Raw genomic sequence first — 24,316 nt, forward strand, 5'->3', positions numbered from 1 at the left:
ACTAAAGCGGCAGTAATATAAATAATAAACAGCGAATATAGGAACACATTGCTAATCATCTGACACCTCGGTTACCTACATGGGTAAAACTTTCGTCATGACAAAGCAATTACACTATAGCATGTACTTTGCATAAGAAACGTACAATTTGTGAATAACTAATGAATGTTTTGTGGCAGATTGGTGAGGGTTTGTGTTTTTTGTTGTGGAATAACGTGGGGGATTTTAATAGATTATCTTTGTTATCAATAGGTTGGCTTGAATAGAAAACAATTTAACCAGTATGTGATCAGAGAGACTGTAATTGTGCTACACTATGCGACCGATAATCAAGGATAAAACATGAAAAAAATCTCAATCATTGCTCAGTGCCTTATAAACGCTAAAGATTTCAGTGAGATGTCCGAAGCTGAATCCTTGATAAAAAAAACTTTCAACGATAACTATGCAGAATGCTCTTTTGACGAATGGAATACTGAAGTTTCTATATTGAGCGCGAACCGTGTGATCAGCCAGGTTGCAGGTGCTCCTAAGGTGCGGATCAGAGGGTTGATCCAAGAATTATGGAATCATTGATCCCAGCTAAACGGTTACTTATAGTCTGCCTACCACTTCACTACGCCAAGCATGCCAGCCATGCTGCGTGGTGAATGTGACTCCTCGTACCTTTCCTTTTTCTGCTTGTTTCTTTCCGTTCTCTGACGCAACCGGTGTTCGCCGGTAATAGAAATCTGGCCTGGCACAGATAATCTGAGTAAACGCTGACCATCCCACGGTTTATTACCGCCGGTTAACGTAATCTAAGTAAGTTGTGCAACTGAGAGGCAAGTATATGTCATTTCTTGATAGCTTTAGGAAACTGGTCAGCAGTGCCAGAGTGAAAATTAAGTGCCCAGATTGTGGTGCGTCCTCTGAGCAGAGTGCAGAGAAAGTGCATAAAAATACGGCGTTGGTTTGCCCTAAGTGTGGTTGCCTTTTTTTACCAAAAGATAAACGCTAACGGCGGTCATTTCAGCTAAAAATCATTGATGCCCAACGTAACAGCATCAATGCACCGCAGATGCAAAGTAACACCACGAACATTTTCCAATGTTTTGTATGTAAGCGCTTGTTCACCATAAGGTCCTTATTACGATCTTCATATTGCAGCCTTTATAGCAGTCTTGGCTTTGATATTATTGCCCGATTGGTTTTAATGCCAATGCCTCTGGATAGCGTAGCGGAAATTTATTCAGATGCGAGCGTTAGTCAGTTCGTGTCGATTAAGATAAAGTGTAGTATGCGCTGCATCAATAATATTACGAATAGGAATAACGAACTTATGGCAACAATCCCACAAAAATATGAAAACGCCGAGCGTTGGGCATTTGGTAATACTGAACGGGTTGCTGATGATTTACTGGCACGGGTATTGGATGGCACGAAAACGGCGACCTGTGCCGCGTTGGATGAAGATGGTGTGCCGCAAACGGGTGATGTTTTTGTCGTGGTCAATGGTCGCAATGAACCCGCCTGCGCAGTGGAACTTACTGGGGTAGAGCTAAAGACCTTTGATCAGGTCGATGAAGCTCATGCTTTGGCCGAAGGTGAGGGCGATCGAACCTTGGCTTATTGGCGTAAAACACATCAGTGCTTCTTTGAGGAGTACGCGTTGTTTTCCCCTGATATGATGCTGATTTGTATGCAGTTCAAAGTATTAGAAACATTCTGATTGTTGGGCGGATATCGAGAGTTATTACCCGTTTCCCCGCATTGCATTATCAAATTCTAATAGAAGAAACCGTCACTCATAATTTGTAACTATGGGTTGACGGATCTTCTTGTTGCTGCAATCAGGTAACCCTCATTACCCAGGCATCCTTGTGTTGATCATAATGCTTTTTATACAATAGCTTGTCCTGACCATCTAAGATGGCTGGAATACTGATATGTTCATCCCATCCGTCCAACTGCATACACAAGTCAGGATCTGATTTGCAGGGAATACTGAGGGTATTCTCGCCTTTAGCGGGTACAGAAGATAATTCCGCATCATCAACTTCGAAACTTCTGATTTTTACTACTGTTTTTCCCATAAAGACTCCTTACTGACAAAAGTGGTAGGAGGTATGACCAGAAAGGTCGCCTTATTGAGAATAGCTGAGCTAAAAAAAAGTGCCAGAGGATGGCGTTAAAAGCGAGTGGTGATGGGTGATACGTTGCTGTAGCACTTATTAACAGGGCAGTTCTACCACATTAAATTGATTCCGCCCGTTCTTTTTGGAGTAATAAAGTGCCTGATCGGCTGCCTGCACCAAATCAGCCTGATCAGTAACAGTGCAATGACTGCGGGATTGGTAGACCGTCACGCCGAGGCTGATGGTCACTTTGCGGAATTTACTGTCGCCGTGCTTGATACCCATTGCGCGGATAGATTGCAAAATGTGCTCCGCGACCAGGTTGGCACCGTTCTGGTCTGTATCTGGCAAGATGGCGGCAAACTCTTCACCACCATAACGGGCTACAATGTCAGTGCTCCGTTTTAATGATTTACGTAATGCTCGTGCGACCAATCTTAAACAAGCGTCGCCAGAGATATGTCCATAGCAATCATTGAAGTTCTTAAAATAGTCAATATCAATCATTAAAATGGCCAAGGGTGAGTTTGAACGTTTTGCGCGCATAAACTCGTGGGCCAGTACCTTTTTGAACTCGCGGCGGTTAGGTAATTTGGTGAGTGAGTCGGTTCTGGCCTGAATTTCCAGACGCCGATTGGCTTTAACCAGTTTAAGCTCAAGTAATTTTCGCTCGTGTATATCCTCAGCAGTGCCATACCAACACAAAACATTGCCGTCTTCATCTACACTGGGAACCGCACGAATGCGCATCCAGTTCCAGCCTTTTTCCACATGACAAAAGCGAATTTCAACATCCAAAGGGTGGTGTGTTTGCAGTGAATGCTCCCAACTGACCAGCGTCGGGTGGCGGTCATCCATATGGATTGTTCTAAGCCATTTATCTGCCAGTGCTTCTTCGCGCGTCAGACCGGTGATTTTTTCAAAACGCGAACTGACATCGGTAATCATGCCGTCGGGGGAGGCGGTCCAGGGGATCTGTGGGTTCAGTTCGACCATATTGCGGTAATGTTGTTTGCTGCTGCGCAGTTTTGCTTCCAGCTCTTTTAACGGGGAGATATCAATCATGGCGACGGATAGCCCACTGACCTGGCCGTTGGGATATCTGGCCGCATTGATCCGCATGAAAAATACCCGTTTCTTATCCGGCATCTGAAACTCAGCATCCGCAATGGTGTCATTGCAGTAGGCTTTTAACAGGGCACTTTGCAAGATAGGCACAATACTGGGTAAAAAGTCAGCCACTTTTCGGCCATTGACCTCTAGCGTATTTTTCCCTAATAATTCAGCAAGATAATCGTTGACAGTAACATAGCGCAGGCTGATATCGATAAAGCACAGACCCGCAGGGGCGTTAGAGTAAATCGATTCCAGTTCAAACAGGCGTTTGCCTGCGTTATAGGGCAAATTACTTAGGTTGCGGTCAATCCCTCGATAACCTTTGAAAGTACCGCTTTCATCAAACAAGGGGATGCCACTGGTTTCGACCAGCACTTCACTGCCATCGGCCCGAATATTGCGGTTTTGTAAACCAGCGAAAGGGATGCGTGCTGTGGTAATGTCGGCGAAGATTTGCTTTAACCGCTTTGCTTCATCGTCTGGCATAAAGTCAAACGGGGTTTTGCCGACCACTTCATGAGGATGGCGACCAAGCAGCTCAATAGATCTTGCGGATGAGAATGTGTAGCGACCCGCAGCATTGACTTCCCAGATCCAGTCTGAGTTGTTTTCGATGATATCCCGCAAGCTATTCATCTCATCTAATAAACTAATATCAGATGAGCTTTCTCGATTATCGCAATCAGTCATGATGTCCACTCCTGTTTAATCACGGCTTTCCTTAGGTAGAAATATGTCGGCTATTATTTAAGCCCGCAGATTGTATAACAGGGATAGATTTAGTACAGCTCAATCGGATTTTTCTTATCTATAAGTTATTTTTTAATGTTACAAGATCAATATAATGATAAAAACAAACAGTGAAATCTGCTCTAACTTATTGATAAATTGATATGTGGTAACGGTAATTCACTGACTTTCCTCAAAACTAATATTCTAGCTCTACACGGACATTGTCTTTTTCCGTTGTAACTGATTAGGGTTAACAATGGCATGATATGGCACAAACTTGATGTATTTGTTACAAAATATTGAATTTATCGATGGTTAATTAAACGTAGCAACACTCGAGAAATGTTTCAAATTAATGTGAAAACTCTGCATCTATCTAATTTTTATAAAATATAATTTATTGCTTTGACAGCGCGAGGTTATCTGACCGGAGCGGTGAGTTAAGTGAAATTAATATCCATGACGTGGGGTTATTGATGTAAAGCTGTCTGTCAGAGAAATAGAATGAATGTGTGGCTAAATAATAGAGTGGTAAGTATTTAGATAATTGGCGGGGAAGGATCTATCAACCTATCAGGAGGGCAGCCAGCGGCTACCCTCCAATATTGATTTAAGCGAGTATGATTTAAAAACGAGGAATAGCCGTACCCCAGTTGCGCCAATCCTTAGGTTCTTCCGGATTGAGCAGGAAGTGTTGATTGATACTGGCTTTCGGCGCTAATGGTGTGGTTGGTGGGGTGGCAAAAGCAATTCCGCCACGGATAAATTGCTGGAAGGTGCCACTTTTCACCACACCGCCAGTCAGACCAAACTCCAGATTATAGCCCGATGCCAGCCAGAAGACGCTATTTTGCCGCACCAATTGCTGAAACTTCTGGCTGATACGGATTGATACCTGCACGCGATCAGACATGGCACCCAGGTTAAATCCGGTCACTGTCCCCACTTCTAGCCCACGGAACAGCACTGGCGTACCGACCTGTAACGATCCGGCTTCTGCGGTATCCAGAATGATGTTGAGGCCATCGAGATAGCGGGAGTCAGTAATGGTGGCGGTTTGTAGTTCAAATGAACGCACTGTGTCACCTTTACCCGGCTCAACATTGATATAGGGTTGGAACAGCGTATCCAGATTATTGACTCCGGCTGCGGAAATTTCAGGTGACACGATGGAGAAGCGAGTCCCCGCCCGTGCAAAGCTCTGCACATACTCAGGGTACAGCACCGCTTTGGCCAATACCTCATTGCGCTCTGGTGCCAGTTTTAATGATTCAACCTGACCGATATTGATACCCAGATAGCGAATTGGCATTCCTGCGGCCAATTTGCTGGCATCGAAGGTGCGTAATATTATCAGGCTGCCGACAGCGCGGGCGGCCGTTTCATTACTATAAAGAGTGCGTTTGGCACCTTTATCTAATGTAACGCCTTCCAGATTGTCGAAACTGATGGCACCTTTTAACGCACGGTTCAGCGGCGCGGCCTGAACCGTTAACCCACTGCCGTTCAGTTGCACTTTCGCCCCACCTTCTGCCCAGAAGATACTTTTATCTGTCAGTAGCTTACGGTATTCAGGCTGGATATACACATTCACCTCAAACTCATTGGCTTTTGGCTGAATATGGGTAATCTCACCGACCTGAAACTTGCGGTATAACACCACTGAGCCGGCCTGTACATCAGGCAAGTTGGTGGCCGTCAGGGTGAGGGTAGTCACGGGTGCACTGCCTAAAATACCTTCAGTCGCTTTGTCCACGTTACTGTAAAGCGGATACTTATCCAGTGCCTCCCCTTTGCTGCCGGGGAGGATCAAAATACCGCCGTCAATCCACTCCTGAGCACTGGCCCCTTGCACGTTAATACCGTCAATACCGAGTTTCACATCCAGGCGGCTGTTGACGACAAATTTACTGTCTTTATGCACCAGATCACGGTATTTCGCCTCAATTGCCACGCTAAAATTGACACCAGTTGCTGTCAGCTCACGGGTTAATACCTGACCGATTTTAACCCCATGCAGTGAGATTGGCTGGCCGATATCAATGCCATAACTTTGTGGTGCGGTTAGTTGCAACGTTAGCACATTAGGCTGCTGCAACAGGCTTTTACTGCTGGGCAGTATGGTGAAGTGCTGCTGTGGCTCGCCTTCACCTGGAATCAGTTCCAGAGTATTGCCCGTCAATAACTCACTCAGTTTGGCATCATTAAGGCTGATTCGTGGGCTGTTCATCTCAATACGGGTGCCTGTGCGCATAAGATCAACCACTGAGGGATCGAGGGTCAGCTCACCGGTTACTTTGCTGTCGGGTTGCAGTGTCATTTTGGTCAGGGTGCCAACTTGCAAACCTTGATAAATCAATGGTGTTCGCCCTGCGTTCAGACTATTGCCGCTGGGTAAATCCAGCGTGATGGCGACACCGCGCTGACTGTGTGCCAAATCAGGGTAGAGCTGGAATGGATGGTCTGGTTTTGCATTTTGGCTGCCTGGCGGCGAATCAAAGGCAATCGCGCCATTAACCAACGCCGCCAGGCTCTCCATCTGCACTGTCGCGCCGTTCAGACTAAAATCGCCTTTAAAGCCAGACACATTCCAAAAGCGAGTGTCATTTTTGACTAATTTGGCAAAGCGACGGTCAATCAGCACATCAATAACTACGCCATTATTATCTGGGGCAATGTTGTAATCATAAACTTTGCCCACAGGGATTTTACGGTAGTAAACCAGTGAGCCGTTATTGAGTGACCCCAGATCCGGGGCATGTAAATGAACCATTAGCTCGCCGGTATTAAGGCGAAATTTGGGTTGGGTATCTAATGCGGTAAAATGGCTCTGCGATTTGCCTTCTCCTGGCATCATGCCGATATAGTTACCGCCTACCAGCGCATCTAACCCCGAAACCCCAGCCAGCGATGCTTTGGGGGTTACCAGCCAGAATTGAGTACCCTCGCGCAGCGAATCTTCCATATCATTCTTGATACTGGCGGTCACTTTAATATTGCGCAGGTCATCATCCAGATTGATGGATTGCACTATACCGACTTCCACCCCTTGATAGCGAACCGGAGTCCGGCCAGCGACAATGCCGGCAGCAGATTGGAAGTCAATGGTGACTTCTGTCCCACGCTCTTGCCAGTTGTTATAAATTAACCAACCGGCGATCAGCAGGGCAATAAAAGGCAGCAACCAGAAAGGTGAAATCCGGCGTTTGTGTTTAACCTGTGCCTCAGTCGGCGTACTCGGCGTTTCCTGTTGCATGTGCATCCCAAATCAATCGGCTATCCAGCCATTCAACAGCAAGGATAGTCAAAATGACCGCAGACCCAAAATAGAAGGCTGCCGGCCCCATAGTAAAGGAAAGGAGCTGATCGCGATTAATCAGCGACATCATGAGCGCAATCACGAACAGATCCAACATTGACCAGCGGCCAATCCAGGTAATCAGTCGTAGCAAGCGCATACGGGTTTTCAAGCTGTGCTGCGTCTTTAAATGAATACTCAACAGTAATGTTATTAAGACAATGATTTTGGTAAAGGGTACCAGTACACTGGCAATAAATACTACTGCGGCAATCGGCAGGTTGCCCGAGGTCGCCAGCGAAACCACACCGGAAAAAATAGTGTCTTCCATGCGTGTGCCGTTAGCATAAACGATGGATATTGGCAGTAGATTCGCGGGCAGTAATAACACGATAGAGGCAATCAATGCCGCCCAGGTTTTTTGGATGCTGTGGCGGCGACGGTGGCGCAAGGGGGTATGGCAGCGTGGGCAGCGCCCGCGTCCATCGGCGTGGCCGGTATAGTGGCATGACAGACAAACTCGCAATGTCTCCCGTGGGCCGGGGAGCTGTTCCTGCGGATAAAAACGCGCCCATAGCTGCTCGAGGTTAAGGTGAACTAAGGTCAGGATACTGAGCAATGTCAGTGCCAGATACGCAATCAAGCCACCACCGGGCATAATGTCGGCGTAGTCCTTAACCTTGATACAGGCCACCGCCATACCAATTAAGTAGATATCCAGCATGACCCATTCTTTCAGCCGTTCCAGCATCAGTAGAATCGGGCGCAGGTTCATCCCAATCCGGCTGCCAATCCGCAAATAGAGAATAGAAACCGTCAGCGTGATGGGCGCGCCGAGCACACAGAAAGCCACTATGCTGGCGGTAATGGGGCCACCCTGACGGCTCATTTGCCAAATGCCTTCCAGCAGGCTGGCATCAATGCGCGTACCCAGCAGACGAATAGTGATCAGGGGTTCGGTAAATGCAAATGGCATCAGCAGCAGCATGGCGACAGCCATTGCGGTCAGGCGGGTGAGTGACCAGTCGCGGCCACTGGTGATTTTCGCACTGCATCGCGGGCAATGCGCCGTTTGCCTGCTATTAAGCGCCGGTAATGTAAACAGCGCGTCGCATTCACAGCATCGCTGTACTCTGGCGGTGGAGAGTGGGCGTTGGATAGCATGTATCTTCATAATTATTTATATCCTGACACCGACGCCGTTTCATTAATAATAACGCGGATGGTAGCAGAGCAATCGGTCAAAACAAGGGGCAAAACGGGCCAAACAGCCAATGTTGATAACTCTTTTATTCCTTTATAGCTGAATAACCTTGTGGCAAAGGGGTTTTAATGATTACTTTATATGAGCTAAGTTATTCATTGGCTCTGGTTATTCTTGGGTTTCTAACGGTCATTACATGATAAAAGCAGAATTCTACGCGGAATTAAAACGTGATTTGAGTGCCCTGATTACAGGTGAGACTAATTTTATTGCCACATTGGCCAATGCCAGCGCCTTATTGTTTGAGCGCCTCGAGGGGCTGAACTGGGCAGGTTTCTATTTGATGGATGGACATCAATTAGTATTGGGGCCTTTTCAGGGGAAAATCGCCTGCGTGCGTATTCCCATCGGGAAAGGGGTGTGTGGGTCGGCGGCGGCAGAAAATCGCGTCAAGCGAGTGGGTGATGTACATGCATTCCCCGGTCATATCGCATGTGACGCAGCCAGTAATGCTGAAATTGTGCTGCCAATCGTGGTAAAGGGTGAAATTATCGGCGTTTTGGATATCGACAGCATTGTTTATGATCGCTTTGATGAAGACGACGAATTGGGCTTAACCTCAGTCGTGGCGGGGCTTTGCGAGCATCTTGAGCATTGTGACAGTACAAAATATGTCACACAGACTGCAAGTTGATAGACAGATAACGTGGCAATTGCTGATAGCGTCATTATAATGACGCCTGTTCATGCCTGCGCTGGTTGGCAAACCCGTTGTAATCAGGAAATTTCATGGAAAATCAACCTAAGTTGAACAGTAGTAAAGAAGTCATAGCCTTTTTGGCCGAGCGGTTTCCGCTTTGTTTCACCGCCGAAGGCGAAGCACGTCCACTTAAGATCGGTATTTTTCAAGATCTGGTCGAGCGTGTTCAGGGGGAAGAGAATTTAAGCAAAACGCAATTGCGTTCTGCGCTGCGTCTCTACACCTCTAGCTGGCGTTATTTATATGGGGTCAAAGTCGGTGCTGAACGTGTTGATTTGGATGGCAACCCTTGTGGTGTGCTGGAAGAGCAACATGTAGAACATGCCCGCAAACAGCTAGAAGAGGCGAAAGCCCGTGTTCAGGCACAACGTGCTGAACAACAAGCTAAAAAACGCGAAGCTGCCATTGCTGCGGGTGAAACCCCAGAGCCACGTCGTCCACGTCCGGCAGGTAAAAAACCTGCGCCGCGTCGTGAAGCGGATGCTTCTGTGGAAAACCGTAAGCCTCGTCAGTCACCTCGCCCGCAACAGGCTCGGCCACCTCGCCCACAGGCCGAGGAAAACCAGCTACGCCCTGTGCCGGTCACAGATATCTCTAAACTGCAAATTGGTCAAGAAATCAAAGTCAGAGCAGGTAAGAGCGCAATGAACGCAACCGTATTAGAAATCGCTAAAGATGGCGTACGGGTGCAGCTATCTTCCGGTCTGGCGATGATTGTGCGCGCAGAACACTTGCAGTTCTGATACGGAGGCCAACCTAGGCATGAACAAATTTGTCAGACTAACAGCAATCGCAGGCTTGTTACTGGCGGGGGCGAGTTACGCAGCCGATACGACATACCGTATTGATCAACTTCCTCAACTGCGTCAGGAACCTGAGCATGCAACCGTGAGTGAGCGCGTAACATCGCGCTTCACTCGCTCTCACTATCGTCAATTTGCATTAGACGATCAGTTTTCAGCCAAAATATTTGATCGCTATCTCAACATGCTGGATTACAGCCATAACGTGTTGTTGGCATCAGATGTGGCACAGTTCGCGGATAAAAAACATTCGCTGGACGATGAATTAAAATCCGGCCAATTAGATACGCCGTATGCGTTATTCAATTTGGCGCAAAAACGCCGTTTTGAGCGTTACCAGTATGCTTTATCGGTATTAGACCGGCCAATGGTCTTTAGCGGTAATGACACCATTGATATCGATCGCGGTAAGGCACCGTGGCCAACCAGCCAAGCCGAGTTGAACCAGCTTTGGGACGCAAAAGTCAAATACGATCAGCTCAATTTGAAACTGACCGGTAAAACGGACAAAGAGATCAAAGAGACGCTGACGAAACGCTATCAGGCCGCCATCAAGCGTTTAACGCAAAGTAACAGTGAAGATGTTTTCCAACTGTTCATGAATGCGTTCGCCCATGAAATAGATCCGCATACCAATTACTTGTCACCGCGAAATACTGAACAGTTTAATACCGAAATGAGCTTGTCTCTGGAAGGTATTGGTGCGGTTCTGCAAATGGATGATGATTACACATTAATCAACTCTATGGTTCCTGGTGGGCCAGCGGCGAAAAGCAAGACTATCGCGGTCGGTGATCGGGTGATTGGTGTTGGGCAGACCGGCAAACCGATGGTAGATGTCATAGGTTGGCGTCTGGATGATGTTGTGGCACTGATTAAAGGGCCGAAGGGCAGTAAAGTGCGATTGGAAATCTTGCCTGCGGGCAAAGGAACCAAACCTCGCACGGTCACTTTGACCCGAGAACGCATCCGTCTGGAAGACCGCGCGGTAAAAATGTCGGTGAAAACCATCGGTAAAGAACGTGTTGGTGTGCTGGATATACCGGGTTTCTATGTTGGCCTGACCGAAGATGTGAAGGCGCAACTGCAAAAACTGGAAAAGCAGAATGTCAGCAGCATTATCATTGACCTGCGCAGTAATGGCGGCGGAGCATTGACTGAAGCGGTTTCACTTTCCGGCTTATTTATTCCCAGTGGCCCGGTGGTTCAGGTGCGGGATAACAATGGCAAAGTGCGCGAAGACAGCGATACTGACGGCGTGGTGTATTACAAAGGCCCGCTGGTGGTGTTGGTTGACCGCTACAGTGCCTCTGCTTCTGAGATTTTTGCTGCGGCAATGCAAGATTATGGTCGTGCATTGATTGTTGGTGAGCCAACCTTCGGTAAAGGTACGGTGCAACAGTATCGTTCACTCAACCGTATTTACGATCAAATGCTGCGCCCTGAATGGCCAGCGCTGGGATCACTGCAATACACTATCCAGAAATTCTATCGGGTAGATGGTGGCAGTACCCAACGTAAAGGTGTGGTGCCCGATATTGTGATGCCAACCGGCGTCGATCCGGCTGAAACCGGTGAAAGTTTTGAAGATAATGCCCTGCCTTGGGACAGCATCAATGCGGCCAGCTATACCAAGTCTGGCTCACTGAAACCGTTTGAACCGGCATTGCTAAAAGCACATGCCGCGCGCATTGCGGTTAATGCTGAGTTCCAGCATATTCAGCAAGACATTGAACGTTATAAGGCAATGAAAGATAAGAAAAACATTGTCTCTCTCAACTACGCACAGCGTGAGAAAGAGAATCATGATGATGATGCCACGCGGCTAAATCGCTTAAATGAGCGCTTTAAACGTGAAGGTAAAAAGCCACTGAAGTCATTGGACGATTTGCCAAAAGACTATCAGGAGCCAGACCCTTATCTGGATGAAACAGTGCATATTGCACTGGATTTAGCGAATCAGGAAAAGGCGCAACCACAGGTTGAACCGCAAGCGGTAAGCCCGGCTGCGACGGCAACCACCGCCAAGTAATTCTGCCAATGATATGAAGAGTCCGGGCTATAAATAGCTCGGATTTTTTTTGCTCGCTTTTCATCGCCGAATTTATCGATTGGTGAAAAAATAGCAATATATGTAATGGAAAGTATCCAAATTTGTAAAGTTATGTTGATTTACCCGCTTAGCACTTAACAAGCCTTGAAAATTTATCAGATGCCCATACGATCAGCGTATCTCAGCAGTAATTTAGCGAAGTCATGATGTCGATTTAGTGTCATTTTGACTCACTGCAAATTTGGCTTAACACAAATTTGATTTAACAAAATAAGGAAATAAATTTTTATGATGCGTATCGCTCTGTTCCTTGTCACCAACCTGGCGGTTATGTTGGTGTTCGGGTTGGTACTAAGCCTGACAGGTATTCAGTCCAGTAGTGTGCAGGGGCTGATGATTATGGCGGGTCTGTTTGGTTTCGGCGGCGCATTTGTTTCGTTGCTGATGTCCAAATGGATGGCTCTGCGTTCGGTTGGCGGTGAAGTGATTGAACAGCCACGCAATGAAACCGAACGCTGGTTACTGGAAACGGTACGCCGCCAGTCTCAGCAGGCGGGTATTGCCATGCCGCAGGTAGCGGTTTATCAAGCGCCGGATATCAATGCTTTCGCAACCGGTGCTCGCCGTGATGCCTCATTGGTGGCGGTCAGTACCGGTTTATTGCAAAATATGAGCCGTGATGAGGCTGAAGCCGTTATCGCCCATGAAATTAGCCATATAGCGAATGGTGATATGGTGACCATGACGTTGATTCAGGGCGTTGTGAATACCTTTGTGATCTTCATTTCACGCCTGATTGCACAAGTGGCCGCAGGCTTCTTGTCCGGTGATCGTGACGGTGAAGAGAGCAGTTCTGGTAACCCAATGGTCTATTTCGCAGTTTCTATGGTGTTGGAATTGGTGTTTGGTATTCTGGCCAGTATTATTACCATGTGGTTCTCACGTCACCGTGAATTCCATGCCGATGCCGGTTCTGCAAGGTTGGTGGGGCGCGAGAAGATGATAGCCGCGCTGCAACGGCTGAAAACCAGTTATGAGCCACAGGAGGCAGGCAGCATGATGGCTTTCTGTATTAATGGTAAATCCAAGACATTCAGCGAGCTGTTTATGTCACATCCGCCATTGGATAAACGTATCGAAGCGCTGCGTTCGGGTGAGTATCTGAAATAACGGCAGTGACGGTACGAAACAAAACCCCCGCTACGGCGGGGTTTTGCGTTTTAACTGCGTTTTTGTGTCACGCGCAGCACGCTGACCAACGCCGCGATACTGGCAAACCCCCCCGCCAGCACTAATGAAGCATGAGTACCACTGGTTGAGAATAGATTAAACATCAATGCCACCAATGCGGCACCCGAGGTTTGCCCCAATAAACGGGCGGTACCCAACATGCCACTGGCACCGCCACTGCGGTGTTGGGGGGCTGCGGAGATAATGGTGTGGTTATTGGGCGCCTGAAATAACCCAAAGCCTGCGCCACACAGGATCATTCGCCAGATAATATCCGCATCACTTGGGTTGGCAGGCAAAAGCGCGAGCAGGAACAACCCGCTGGCAAAGACCGCCAAACCAATTCCTCCCAATAATCCTGCATGATAGCGTTCGACTAATCGCCCGGCTATCGGTGCGACGACCATGGTTGCCAGTGGCCACGGCGTCAATAGCAAGCCGGTTGCCACCTCATCACGGCCTAACACGGTTTGTAAGAAGAAGGGCAGTGACACCATCGCCAGCATTTGTGCGGCGAAAGAGCAAATTGAGGTGCCAATCGACAGCGCAAAAATGGGGATTCGCAGCAAATCAACCGGCAGCAGTGGGAAGGGTTGACTGAGTTGGCGGCGTACAAAGAAGAAACCGATCAGTAGCAACGCGACAATTTCAGCGGCAATCAGCGTCGGGCTTTGCCCCTGAGCAAAACCACTAATCGCGGTGATCAGCAGGCCAAAGGTCAGGGCATTCATAATACAACTGGTAAAATCGAAGTGATTACCGTTGCTTTTGCTACTGTTGGCGGGCAAGTATTTCATGCCAAGCCCCCATGCCAGTAGCCCAATCGGTACGTTAATGGCAAACAGCCACTGCCAGGAGGCAACCGCTAATACGGCGGAGGCGATAGTCGGGCCAGCCGCCGCAGAGACGGCAACAATCACCGAGTTGATAGCGATGCCGCGGCCCAGTTGTGCGCGGGGATAAATAATACGAATCAGCGCAGTATTCACGCTCATCAATGCAGCGGCACCAAACCCTTGTAGCACACGGGCGAATGTCAGTGTCCATAATGAATCCGATAGCGCGCAAAACAGCGACGTGATACTGAATACCAGCAAGCCGGCCTGATATACCCGCCGGTAGCCAATAATGTCGCCCAAAGAGGCCATCGACAGCAATGAGATAGTAATGGCTAACTGATAGGCATTGACCACCCAGATAGATGTCGCCGGGCTGGCATTGAGGTCACGGGCTATGGTTGGCAGTGCCACGTTGGCAATTGTGCCGTCCAATACCGCAATGGTAATCCCCAGAGCGATAACCAGTATTGCGGCATAACGTTGAGGAACGGGCAAGCCATCGGGTACAGGGGAGGTCATAGGCATTTACCTATAAAATAGTCATGTAGGGAAGTATTTATATGCTAACGAGTATTGTGGGTGATTGCATCATTTGTTGGTCATACTCGCGCTAAACCGCAAGCTAACGTTAAGTGAAAAAGCAGATTAACAGCCTGATAACGACAGTAATTTAAGATAATCAGTAAAAGTAGAACCATGATCACGGAAAAGTGAAACGCGGTTTCTATAATATGAGGTGGTATTAGCCAAACAGGTTAGCCTACGGGCAAATTTTAATTCTCTGACGATTTAAGGACTTTCCGGATGGCCAAAGGTAAACAAATCCCCCTGACATTTCACACCTACCAGGATGCCTCTACCGGTGTACAGGTTACACGACTAACCCCTCCTGAGGTGACATGTCACCGTAATTATTTTTATCAAAAGTGTTTCACCCGCGACGGCAGCAAGTTGCTGTTTGGTGGCGCTTTTGATGGCCCGTGGAACTATTACTTACTGGATCTTACCACCCAGGTTGCCACTCAATTGACCGAAGGGCATGGTGACAATACCTTTGGTGGTTTTTTGTCACCGCAAGATGATGCATTGTTTTATGTCAAAGATGGCCGAAACCTGATGCGTGTTGACCTTGCCACATTGGACGAGAGTGTGGTGTATCAGGTGCCGGAAGCGTGGGTCGGTTACGGGACTTGGGTGGCTAATTCCGATTGCACCAAATTGGTCGGTATTGAAATTAAACGAGAAGATTGGGAGCCGTTGACCGACTGGAAGAAATTCCACGCGTTTTATTTCACAAACCCCTGCTGCCGCTTGATGCGTGTTGATTTGAAAACCGGCGAGTCAGCGGTCATTCTGCAAGAGAATCAATGGCTCGGTCATCCTATTTATCGCCCATATGATGACAGCACCGTGGCATTTTGCCATGAAGGGCCACACGATCTGGTCGATGCACGTATGTGGTTGATCAATGAAGATGGCAGCAACATGCGTAAAGTGAAGACTCATGCGGAAGGTGAAAGTTGTACCCATGAATTCTGGGTACCAGATGGCTCCGCGCTGGTCTATGTCTCCTATCTGAAAGGCAGCCCAGAGCGTTTTATCTACAGCGCTGATCCGGTGACGCTGGAAAACCGTCAGTTAACCTCAATGCCCGCCTGTTCTCATTTGATGAGTAACTATGACGGTTCACTGATGGTAGGCGACGGCTCTGATGCGCCGGTCGATGTACAAGACGATAGCGGTTATAAGATCGAAAATGATCCTTTCCTGTATGTGTTTAATATGAAGAATGGCACTCAGCACCGCGTTGCCCGTCATGACACCTCATGGCAAGTATTTGAAGGTGATCGGCAGGTCACCCATCCACATCCTTCCTTTACACCTGATGATAAACAAGTTCTCTTTACGTCAGATGTTCACGGCAAGCCGGCACTCTATTTGGCCACATTGCCTGAATCTGTCTGGCAATAGCTGAATCTTGCATTAGCCTCGCGCTTGGAGAGAGGCTAATTTGCCGTCTGAAACGCTTTTAGCCAATTATTTACATTGTTTATTGCGCAGTATTGCAACTTCCATTTACAATGAAACCACTGTTCTATTTTTTTTAAAACATACTGTTTTATGAAATACAGAAAACTGAGTAGGGTAAGCAAAAATGGCGATTGCAGATAAAGATAAAGATAAACAGCCCGATGCGGTTTCATCGGTTCTAAAGATTTTTGGCATTTTACAAGCATTGGGCGAAGAGCGGGACATCGGTATTACCGAGCTTTCTCAACGTGTAATGATGGCTAAAAGTACCGTTTACCGCTTTCTCCAAACGATGAAAACCCTGGGCTATGTGGCACAGGACCCCCAATCAGAGAAGTATTCACTCACGTTGAAATTGTTTGAATTGGGTGCTAAGTCTTTACAAAATGTAGACTTGATTCGCAGTGCTGATATTCAAATGCGCGAGCTATCGAATGAAACCCGTGAAACTATTCACTTGGGCGCATTAGATGAAGATAGCATCGTTTATATCCACAAAATTGATTCTATGTATAACCTACGGATGCATTCACGTATTGGTCGCCGTAACCCGCTGCACAGCACCGCTATCGGTAAAGTGTTATTGGCATGGCATGACCGGGCTGAAGTTGAAGAGATTTTGTCACATATTGAATTTACCAATAGCACGCCGCATACGCTGAGAAGTGCCGCCGACCTGTTGCCGGTGTTAGATCAGGTTCGTGAGCAAGGTTTCGGCGAAGATATCGAAGAACAGGAAGAAGGCTTGCGTTGTATTGCCGTGCCTGTTTTCGACCGTTTCGGGGTGGTCATTGCAGGATTAAGTATTTCATACCCAACGTTGCGCTTTTCTGAAGACAACAAGAGCGATGTGGTGAAATCGTTGCATCGCGCCGCTCGTCGTATCTCAGAACAAATGGGTTATCGCGATTATCCCTTCTGATAAATGATTTATGAGATAGAGCCAATAATATATCGTTATTGGACATCGTCATTAGCGGCTCCTCATCAGGGGCCGTTTCTTATTAGAGATTATTTAAACATATCGTTGATAGTTCATTTAGTTCAGATGAGTCACTATAACTGTGCTTAACCATATAGGGAGAAAGATGATGAGGACGCTATTAAGCATAAGAACGTTATTAGGCTCAGGGCTATTACTGCTGTTGGCTGGCTGTAGCAGTTCAAACAACAATGGCTCGAATAAATTGATTGATCGTGGCGAGTATAAGATTGATACCCACTATCCTTCCGTTGCCAAAAACGAGCGGGTGCGCTTTCTAGTTCTTCATTACACAGCAACCGATGACGCAGAATCGCTAAGATTACTGACGCAGGGCGATGTTAGTGCGCATTATCTGGTAACAACACATCCTGCCAACGTGGGGGGGAAGCCCGTTGTATTGCAATTGGTTCCTGAAGAACAGCGTGCCTGGCATGCGGGGGTGAGTAACTGGCAGGGGCGGAGTAGCCTCAATGATACCTCGATAGGCATTGAAATTGTCAATAAGGGCTTCACTGAGGGGATGTTGAGGCGAGAGTGGTATCCTTACAACGAGTCTCAGATTGAATTGATTGAGCGGCTCAGCAAAGACATTATACAGCGTTATAATATTGAGCCGACTGCTGTGGTTGCCCACAGTGATATTGCGCCAATGAGAAAATCAGACCCAGGCCCACTATTTCCGTGGAAACGCTTGGCTGAACAAGGTGTGGGTGCCTGGCCAGATGACGCCACTGTAGCTCAGTATATTGGTGGCCGGAACAAGCAGGATATGGCTTCCGTTGAGGTTATTCAGCAAGCGCTCGCCCGTTATGGCTACCAAATTCCACAAAGTGGCGAATTAGACGACGAAACCCATCAGGTTATCAAAGCATTTCAAATGCACTTCAGGGCAGCCGATTTCAGTGGTGTGCCGGATGTGGAAACAGAAGCTATTGCCTTGGCATTGGTTGAAAAGTACCGTCCCCTTAATCCGTGAAGACGCGGTATGTTAGCTGTATTTCGATTTCGGTGACCGTTCTTTAAAAACAAAAAGCCCGTCATAAATGGCGGGCTTTTTTACATTATCACGCTAACGAGTGGTAATTACTGATGGACTAAATCGCCATCATCATCGCTGTTAAGAATATCTTTATCTGTTTGCTTCATCAATTGGCTGGTAATAGTACCGGCGGTCATTGAACCGCTGACATTCAATGCGGTACGGCCCATATCAATCAGTGGTTCAACCGAGATAAGCAAGGCAACCAGAGTGACCGGTAAGCCCAACGAGGGCAATACAATCAATGCTGCGAAGGTCGCGCCGCCGCCAACACCTGCAACACCAGCCGAGCTAACGGTAACGATACCGACCAGTGTGGCAATCCAGACTGGGTCAAGTGGGTTGATACCCACCGTTGGGGCAACCATAACGGCTAACATTGCCGGATACAGGCCAGCACAACCATTCTGGCCGATGGTGGCACCAAAGGAGGCGGAGAAGCTGGCGATTGACTCAGGCACACCTAACCGGCGGGTTTGCGCTTCTACGTTTAATGGGATACTGGCAGCACTGGAGCGGCTGGTAAATGCGAACGTCAACACGGGCCACACCTTGCGGAAAAATTTCAGTGGGTTGATACCAGTGAAAGAGAGCAGCACGGCATGAACGACAAACATAATCGCCAGACCGAGGTATGAAGCTACGACAAAACTACCCAGTTTAATGATGTCCTGAATGTTAGAACCTGCAACCACTTTGGTCATCAATGCCAATACGCCATACGGGGTCAGTTTCATTACCAGACGTACCAGCTTCATCACCCAAGCTTGTAGTGTGTCAATGGCGACTAGCACGCGCTGACCTTTCTCCACGTCATCTTTCAGTAATTGCAATGATGCAATACCGAGGAAGGTAGCAAAAATCACCACGCTGATGATTGACGTAGGGCTGGCACCGGTTAGGTCGGCAAATGGGTTTTTGGGAATAAAGGATAAAATTAGCTGTGGAACTGTCAGGTCAGTTACTTTAGCCAGATAATTGCTCTCAATCGCACTCAACCGTGCTGTCTCTTGTGTGCCTTGTACTAAGCCGTCAGCCGTCAGGCCAAACAGATTTGTGACCAGCACACCGACTAATGCCGCAATCATGGTGGTGAAGAGCAAAGTACCGATGCTTAATAGGCTGATTTTTCCCAAAGAAGAGGCGTTATGCAGTTTAGCAACCGCACTCAAAATGGAGGCGAAGACCAGTGGCATCACAATCATTTGCAACAGTTGCACATAACCGTTACCCACAATATTAAACCAGGTGATGGATTCTTTTAGCACTGGATTGTCAGCACCGTAGATTCCTTGCAGCGCCAAACCAAACAGCACACCTAATACCAAACCAGCTAATACCTTTTTGGCTAAACTCCATTGCTTATGACGAGTTTGTGCCAATAGCAGTAGCAGTGCCACAAATACCAGCACGTTAATGACAAGTGGTAGGTTCATCCCCAAATCTCCAAATTAATATGTCGAGTACCGGCTGCGTATTCTATTTCTATTATATGTACAGGCAGCCAGATACGGTGGTGCATTTAAGCTGCGTATGGTAGCAGTTCATTAGCAGGCTCACTTATATCCAAAAAGAATTCTATATAATTATTTTCAATTATTTGTATAAAATACACTCAGATTGATGTTTGTTTGCTCGTTAAAATGTGATCACAATCTAAAATTTTTCAATTGTTCCACATAAGAGAGGAGCGGGATGGTGGTATCGGTCTGCCAGTAGACGGAAAAACAAACTAATAAAACACATAATACGCGTTCTAATTGATTACCTTTTTGCGGACGTAATAGCGGAATACAGAAACGCCAGCGACATGGCCACAGTAGCGGGACGCCGGCCGGGGTGATCATATCAGCCAGAAGATGACTGAAATATCCAATAATCATGGCATGGAATACATCTGCGGGAATAATCCAGTCGCGTGAAATATCCATGTGAAAAAGTGCAATTCCGCCGATCACCGCCAATAGGCTATGGGTAAACCCGCGATGTCCAAATGCGCGGGCAATCGGCGTTGAAATCCACTTTAGCCGCTGACCAAGGATTGACTTTGGGTGGTCAATATCTGGCAGCAGGGAGGTCAACAGGGCGCCTGGGATAATGTGCCACCAATCGCCATGTGCCAATTCCGGTGTTAGCCCGACTTTTTTGGCAAAAATAACGCAGGCGACAGAAAAAATAAGGTGTCCTTCCCCTGTCATACTTATATTCCGAATTTGTAGCTGTTGATTTATCCAGTATATGAGATTTCTCTTGGTATGAATAGCCGTTACGCTGTAACTAAATGTCTCATTTTTCTCTGCTTGAGAGTGATGAGATTAAGATAACCATTTAGTATGAAAATATACTGGGTTATACCAAGCGTGCTGCACGGATAAGTGTAAGGTAAGTTAAGTGAATCGGTGTTGGTGGGGGCTGTTAGACTATCCAAAAAAGGGGGAAGAGTGACTGAGCGTCAGCGCTTCCCCAAAATAGGTTATAGGCATAACTTAACAAATAATGATGAGGGTACTTTTACTATTAACTGCATTATTGAATTAACGACATAACTGCTGTATTGGTGATTACCAGCTATACTGCATACCGACACGGTAACGAGTTTGGCGTTCGTCCGTGGTCTTGCTGCCCGCGACGTTGCCGATAGCGACATAAGGTTTCCAGTTTTTATCCCATTTGTAGGCAATCTTCAGATCATGAGTCCATTCGTCTTTTTCATTATTTGACAGAATTTCGTCTTCAGATTTCTTGTAGTTCAATTCATATTCCGCGGAATAGTTTTTCAAGAAGCTGTAGGCGAAGAGCATCGTGAATTCATGGCCTTTCTCTGTATTCTTAGTCTGAGCGGGTTGGTTGCGTTTGTAATATGGGCGGTAACGCAGTGATGTTGAGAAATCATCAGTGAAGGCGACTTTACCCCGCAGATAGGGACGGTAGTTGTTAGTGTCAGAAGAAGACTCTAATGAGAAGCCCGGTTCAATTTGGAATGTTTTATTAAATGGGTAGACGTAGCTGGCAACCACTTCGGTACCATTACTGACTTGTTCATTGAAAGGTTTATTCGGCGTGGTATCCGAGCTGTGTTGGCCCCATTTCCCTTCCAGAGATAAACCAAAACCATTAGCAAAACGGTTAGAAAACAGTAAACGGTCTTTATGATCCGATTTACTGGTGTCTTTCATTTCATGTCGATAGTCAATAGTTGTTGCAACAGAGCTAAAACTAATAACAGAGGCCATTGCCAGAGTAAGTAATTTAAATTTCATTCTTTATACAATCCCAGGGTTATGTTTATTTATACCCGTAATACTTCAAGCTGCATGTGTGTTGGCTACGCTCAATTGTTCTCTCGCTTGCCATCTTCCTGAAAATCGAATTATTTAGGGTATATACAATTATTTTTAACAAATTTATAAAAAATCAACATACGCATTAAAAGCAATCAGACACATTAAAAGAAACGGCGTTTCATTTAATGTGGATTTATATTCTATTTATATAAATAATTATTTTTGTGATCCATGTCTTTGTTGGTGATATATTTTATAAGCTGGTGGTTATTTGTGATGCTGATCAATTGATTGTTTTAAATGGCTTTTTCTTAAAACGGAATAACCCCGCAAAATTAATGGCAGGGTTTAATTATTACTTAAGTTAAATTAACTAACTTATTATCTCATGGCGCGTTTCAGAATTCGGTCACCTTGTTTATTAAAGTATTGCGCAGATTCTTCAACCGTTTTCTGGCCGTAATCGATATATTGAATGGCATCACGGAACAGTGAAACAATTTGCGGATCATCAAAATAAGGTGAGGTTTTCATTTCATGTGGCAATTCCAGCGCCATATTTAAACCGGCAACGGATGGATCTGCATCCTTAATCACACCGCTGGCACGCAATTGGGTCACCGCACTCTTACTCAGTGGGACACCACGCTCTAAGCCCATAGCATCAATACCTTCTTTGCTATTGAGCAGGAAGTTAATCAGGATGGCACTTTCTTTAGGGTGTTGAGTCGATTTACCGATCGACAACATTTGTGCAGGTTTAAAGAACAGACCGGCATCTTTCGCATCCGGTAACATCGGATAAGGGCCAAGTATCAATTTAGCGGGTTTAGTCAGGTTATCAGAATATTTAGTTATGGTGGAGTTCCACATATAAGTCCCCCCCCATTCACCATTAATCCACGGTTTCATTTCATACATATTGCTTTTGCCAAATGAGGCATAGTATTTAGTTGATGGCATGACATGGCTATCAACCATTTTCTTATACATTGTGAAAAATTCAACCCACTGTTCTGGTGTGTAAGCAAATTTCTTGTTGGCTTCATCGACAGTCGGAAGATTGTATTTTTGAGTCATATAAGAACGAATCAATGCCAACGTATCTTGATGCTCTAATACCACGGGATAATATTGCTCACCCAGTTTTTCTTTAAATACCTGGCCGGCGTTAAGTAATTCATCCCATGTTTTTGGATAGGATAAACCAGATTTGGCCCAGGTTGCATCATTGTAATAGAAAATACGGGCAGTGACTGAAATGGGAATACCATTTAATTTGCCATTAACGGTAGTTTGTTGCAGTTCTTTCGGATCGAACTGCGTCAAATCCAACTGCTCAGACACTTTATTTAAATCAAAGAAGCCAGTACCGTCTTTAGAGAAAATGGGTAGCCAGTTCCAGTTGGTTTGCATTACGTCAGGTTCGGTTCCACCGGCAATTTGTGTCGTTAGGCGCGAAAGGTGCCCATCCCAACCGGTGTATTCAGCTTTAACATTAATATTCGGGTGCTGTTTGTGGAATTCTTCCAGTGCTTTAAGGGTCATTTGATGACGACTATTGCCCCCCCACCATGACATGCGGAGGTTAACGTCATCTTGTGCAAAAGCCTGATGTGATAATAAAGCCAGAGTGGATGCTATCAGCGTGTGTAGGATCGCTTTTTTCATTTGGGTATGCTCCTGTTAAAGAGAGATATTTTTTTCTGTTTTTGCATCAAAGATATGGCATTTATCCATATCAAACTGGAAGTACACGGTGCGATGCAGGCCATTTTCAATAATGGGTCTTGCTTCGTCAGACGGTAAGCGGCAAGTCAATTCAAAGTCGTTAACTTTGATGTACATAAAGAACTCATGCCCCATGTTTTCCACGCGAACCAATTCACCTTGCGAATGGTTATTGGCAAAGGGCTGTTGTGACATTCGAATAAATTCTGGGCGAACACCAAAGAACACTTTCTCTCCGGCATGGGCAGCCACTTTAGTTTGCTGTTTTTCACTCAAAACCAGGGTGTACTGGCCAACGGTTAGGCCAATTTGCCCCTCTTTTTCTACCAGCGTGCTCGGTTTGATATTCATTTCCGGCGCGCCGATAAAGCCGGCAACAAACATATTGGTAGGGTAGTGGTAGAGATTATCTGGCGTATCCACTTGCATGATGTGGCCCAGTTTCATTACACAGATACGGTCACCCATCGTCATTGCTTCTGTTTGGTCATGGGTAACATATACAGTGGTTGCCGCTTTGCCGCTTTTTTTCAATTGCTTATGCAAATCTGAAATACGAATACGCATTGAAGCTCGCAACTTGGCATCCAGATTTGATAACGGCTCATCGAACAGGAATACATCCGGTTTTTTCACAATCGCCCGGCCCACAGCCACCCGTTGAGCCTGGCCACCCGAGAGCTGGCGCGGTAATCGATCCAGTAAGTCTTCCAATTCCAGAATCTTAGCCGCTTCAGCAACTTGCGATTCAATTTGGCCCTTTGGTAGCTTGCTCAGTTTCAGGCCAAAGGCCAGATTCTCTTTTACTGTCATATGCGGATATAACGCATAGTTCTGGAACACCATTGCAATACCGCGTGATTTCGGTGCCAGATTATTGACCACCCGATCACCAATGCGTACTTCACCATCACTGATGGTTTCCAAACCTGCCAACATGCGCAGGGTGGTGGATTTAGCACAGCCGGATGGGCCAACAATCACCATAAATTCGCCATCATGAATTTTCAGATCAATGCCATGCACCGCGCGGAAACCGTTGGAGTAAACTTTGCCTAATTTATTGAAAATGACTTCAGCCATGATAGATCCTC

General features: G+C 46.6%; 21 protein-coding genes. 10 read left to right on the forward strand and 11 right to left on the reverse strand.

The features are described 5' to 3' along the window. Positions 1–342 precede the first annotated feature (342 nt). Both AT01_RS00985 and AT01_RS22140 read left to right on the forward strand, forming a co-directional pair. A complete protein-coding gene (locus AT01_RS00985; protein WP_042545725.1) occupies positions 343–576 on the forward strand; it encodes a hypothetical protein in 234 nt (77 codons plus the stop codon). Positions 577–832: 256 nt separating this feature from the next. Then, positions 833–1,000, forward strand: a complete 168-nt coding sequence (locus AT01_RS22140; protein ID WP_222132741.1) for a YnfU family zinc-binding protein — start codon at positions 833–835, stop codon at positions 998–1,000. 11 nt (positions 1,001–1,011) lie between these two features. Here the strand turns inward: AT01_RS22140 and yniD are convergent, their stop codons facing one another. Then, positions 1,012–1,119 (reverse strand): small membrane protein YniD, encoded by a 108-nt coding sequence (gene yniD / locus AT01_RS22145; protein WP_235427207.1) that lies wholly within the window; start codon positions 1,117–1,119, stop codon positions 1,012–1,014. 202 nt (positions 1,120–1,321) lie between these two features. Here yniD and AT01_RS00990 point away from each other — a divergent pair, with 202 nt between their 5' ends. Next, the gene (locus AT01_RS00990) at positions 1,322–1,711 is read left to right on the forward strand and encodes an ASCH domain-containing protein (protein ID WP_042545726.1); all 390 of its coding nucleotides are present in this window, start codon (positions 1,322–1,324) and stop codon (positions 1,709–1,711) included. A gap of 121 nt (positions 1,712–1,832) precedes the next feature. Here the strand turns inward: AT01_RS00990 and AT01_RS00995 are convergent, their stop codons facing one another. From AT01_RS00995 to yebS, 4 genes are all read right to left on the reverse strand, one after another. Beyond that, positions 1,833–2,075: a YebV family protein gene (locus AT01_RS00995; protein ID WP_004700399.1), complete on the reverse strand. Its 243-nt coding sequence runs from the start codon at positions 2,073–2,075 to the stop codon at positions 1,833–1,835. Between the two features lie 138 nt (positions 2,076–2,213). Then, positions 2,214–3,923 (reverse strand): sensor domain-containing diguanylate cyclase, encoded by a 1,710-nt coding sequence (locus AT01_RS01000; RefSeq protein ID WP_042545727.1) that lies wholly within the window; start codon positions 3,921–3,923, stop codon positions 2,214–2,216. 667 nt (positions 3,924–4,590) lie between these two features. Continuing rightward, a complete protein-coding gene (locus tag AT01_RS01005; protein ID WP_042545728.1) occupies positions 4,591–7,221 on the reverse strand; it encodes a PqiB family protein in 2,631 nt (876 codons plus the stop codon). Beyond that, positions 7,190–8,437, reverse strand: a complete 1,248-nt coding sequence (yebS, locus tag AT01_RS01010; RefSeq protein ID WP_042545729.1) for a membrane integrity lipid transport subunit YebS — start codon at positions 8,435–8,437, stop codon at positions 7,190–7,192. The genes AT01_RS01005 and yebS overlap by 32 nt, the downstream gene beginning before the upstream one ends. A 226-nt stretch (positions 8,438–8,663) precedes the next feature. Here yebS and AT01_RS01015 point away from each other — a divergent pair, with 226 nt between their 5' ends. From AT01_RS01015 to htpX, 4 genes are all read left to right on the forward strand, one after another. Beyond that, positions 8,664–9,161, forward strand: a complete 498-nt coding sequence (locus AT01_RS01015) for a GAF domain-containing protein (protein WP_004700389.1) — start codon at positions 8,664–8,666, stop codon at positions 9,159–9,161. A 95-nt stretch (positions 9,162–9,256) separates the two neighbouring features. Further along, positions 9,257–9,970 carry an RNA chaperone ProQ gene (gene proQ / locus AT01_RS01020; protein WP_004700387.1) on the forward strand — a complete coding sequence of 238 codons (714 nt, stop codon included), beginning with the start codon at positions 9,257–9,259 and terminating at the stop codon, positions 9,968–9,970. 19 nt (positions 9,971–9,989) lie between these two features. Beyond that, on the forward strand, positions 9,990–12,062 hold the full coding sequence (prc, locus tag AT01_RS01025) for a carboxy terminal-processing peptidase (protein ID WP_042545730.1): 2,073 nt from the start codon (positions 9,990–9,992) through the stop codon (positions 12,060–12,062). Positions 12,063–12,371: 309 nt separating this feature from the next. Next, positions 12,372–13,253, forward strand: a complete 882-nt coding sequence (gene htpX, locus AT01_RS01030; RefSeq protein WP_004700384.1) for a protease HtpX — start codon at positions 12,372–12,374, stop codon at positions 13,251–13,253. 50 nt (positions 13,254–13,303) lie between these two features. Here the strand turns inward: htpX and AT01_RS01035 are convergent, their stop codons facing one another. Further along, the gene (locus tag AT01_RS01035; protein WP_042545731.1) at positions 13,304–14,671 is read right to left on the reverse strand and encodes an MFS transporter; all 1,368 of its coding nucleotides are present in this window, start codon (positions 14,669–14,671) and stop codon (positions 13,304–13,306) included. Between the two features lie 285 nt (positions 14,672–14,956). Here AT01_RS01035 and ogl point away from each other — a divergent pair, with 285 nt between their 5' ends. The 3 genes from ogl (at position 14,957) to AT01_RS01050 (ending at position 18,144) form a co-directional block, all read left to right on the forward strand. Next, on the forward strand, positions 14,957–16,123 hold the full coding sequence (gene ogl, locus AT01_RS01040) for an oligogalacturonate lyase (protein WP_042545732.1): 1,167 nt from the start codon (positions 14,957–14,959) through the stop codon (positions 16,121–16,123). Positions 16,124–16,313: 190 nt separating this feature from the next. Continuing rightward, the gene (gene kdgR / locus AT01_RS01045) at positions 16,314–17,105 is read left to right on the forward strand and encodes a DNA-binding transcriptional regulator KdgR (RefSeq protein WP_162484237.1); all 792 of its coding nucleotides are present in this window, start codon (positions 16,314–16,316) and stop codon (positions 17,103–17,105) included. 187 nt (positions 17,106–17,292) lie between these two features. Beyond that, positions 17,293–18,144, forward strand: coding sequence for an N-acetylmuramoyl-L-alanine amidase (locus tag AT01_RS01050; RefSeq protein ID WP_042548442.1), 852 nt, complete (start codon positions 17,293–17,295; stop codon positions 18,142–18,144). Positions 18,145–18,251: 107 nt separating this feature from the next. Here AT01_RS01050 and AT01_RS01055 read toward each other — a convergent pair whose 3' ends face one another. The 5 genes from AT01_RS01055 to AT01_RS01080 form a co-directional block, all read right to left on the reverse strand. After that, entirely contained in the window at positions 18,252–19,643 is a 1,392-nt protein-coding gene (locus tag AT01_RS01055) for an L-cystine transporter (RefSeq protein ID WP_042545734.1), read from the reverse strand. 213 nt (positions 19,644–19,856) lie between these two features. After that, positions 19,857–20,405 (reverse strand): metal-dependent hydrolase, encoded by a 549-nt coding sequence (locus tag AT01_RS01060; RefSeq protein ID WP_042545735.1) that lies wholly within the window; start codon positions 20,403–20,405, stop codon positions 19,857–19,859. A 363-nt stretch (positions 20,406–20,768) separates the two neighbouring features. Next, complete coding sequence (locus tag AT01_RS01065; protein WP_004700371.1) at positions 20,769–21,467, reverse strand: oligogalacturonate-specific porin KdgM family protein; 699 nt, start codon at positions 21,465–21,467, stop codon at positions 20,769–20,771. Positions 21,468–21,872: 405 nt separating this feature from the next. Continuing rightward, positions 21,873–23,162 carry an ABC transporter substrate-binding protein gene (locus AT01_RS01075; RefSeq protein ID WP_042545736.1) on the reverse strand — a complete coding sequence of 430 codons (1,290 nt, stop codon included), beginning with the start codon at positions 23,160–23,162 and terminating at the stop codon, positions 21,873–21,875. Positions 23,163–23,177: 15 nt separating this feature from the next. Beyond that, the gene (locus AT01_RS01080) at positions 23,178–24,305 is read right to left on the reverse strand and encodes an ABC transporter ATP-binding protein (protein ID WP_042545737.1); all 1,128 of its coding nucleotides are present in this window, start codon (positions 24,303–24,305) and stop codon (positions 23,178–23,180) included. Between the last annotated feature and the right edge of the window lie 11 nt (positions 24,306–24,316).

It is taken from the genome of Yersinia aldovae 670-83 (assembly GCF_000834395.1).
GTDB classification, from domain to species: domain Bacteria; phylum Pseudomonadota; class Gammaproteobacteria; order Enterobacterales; family Enterobacteriaceae; genus Yersinia; species Yersinia aldovae.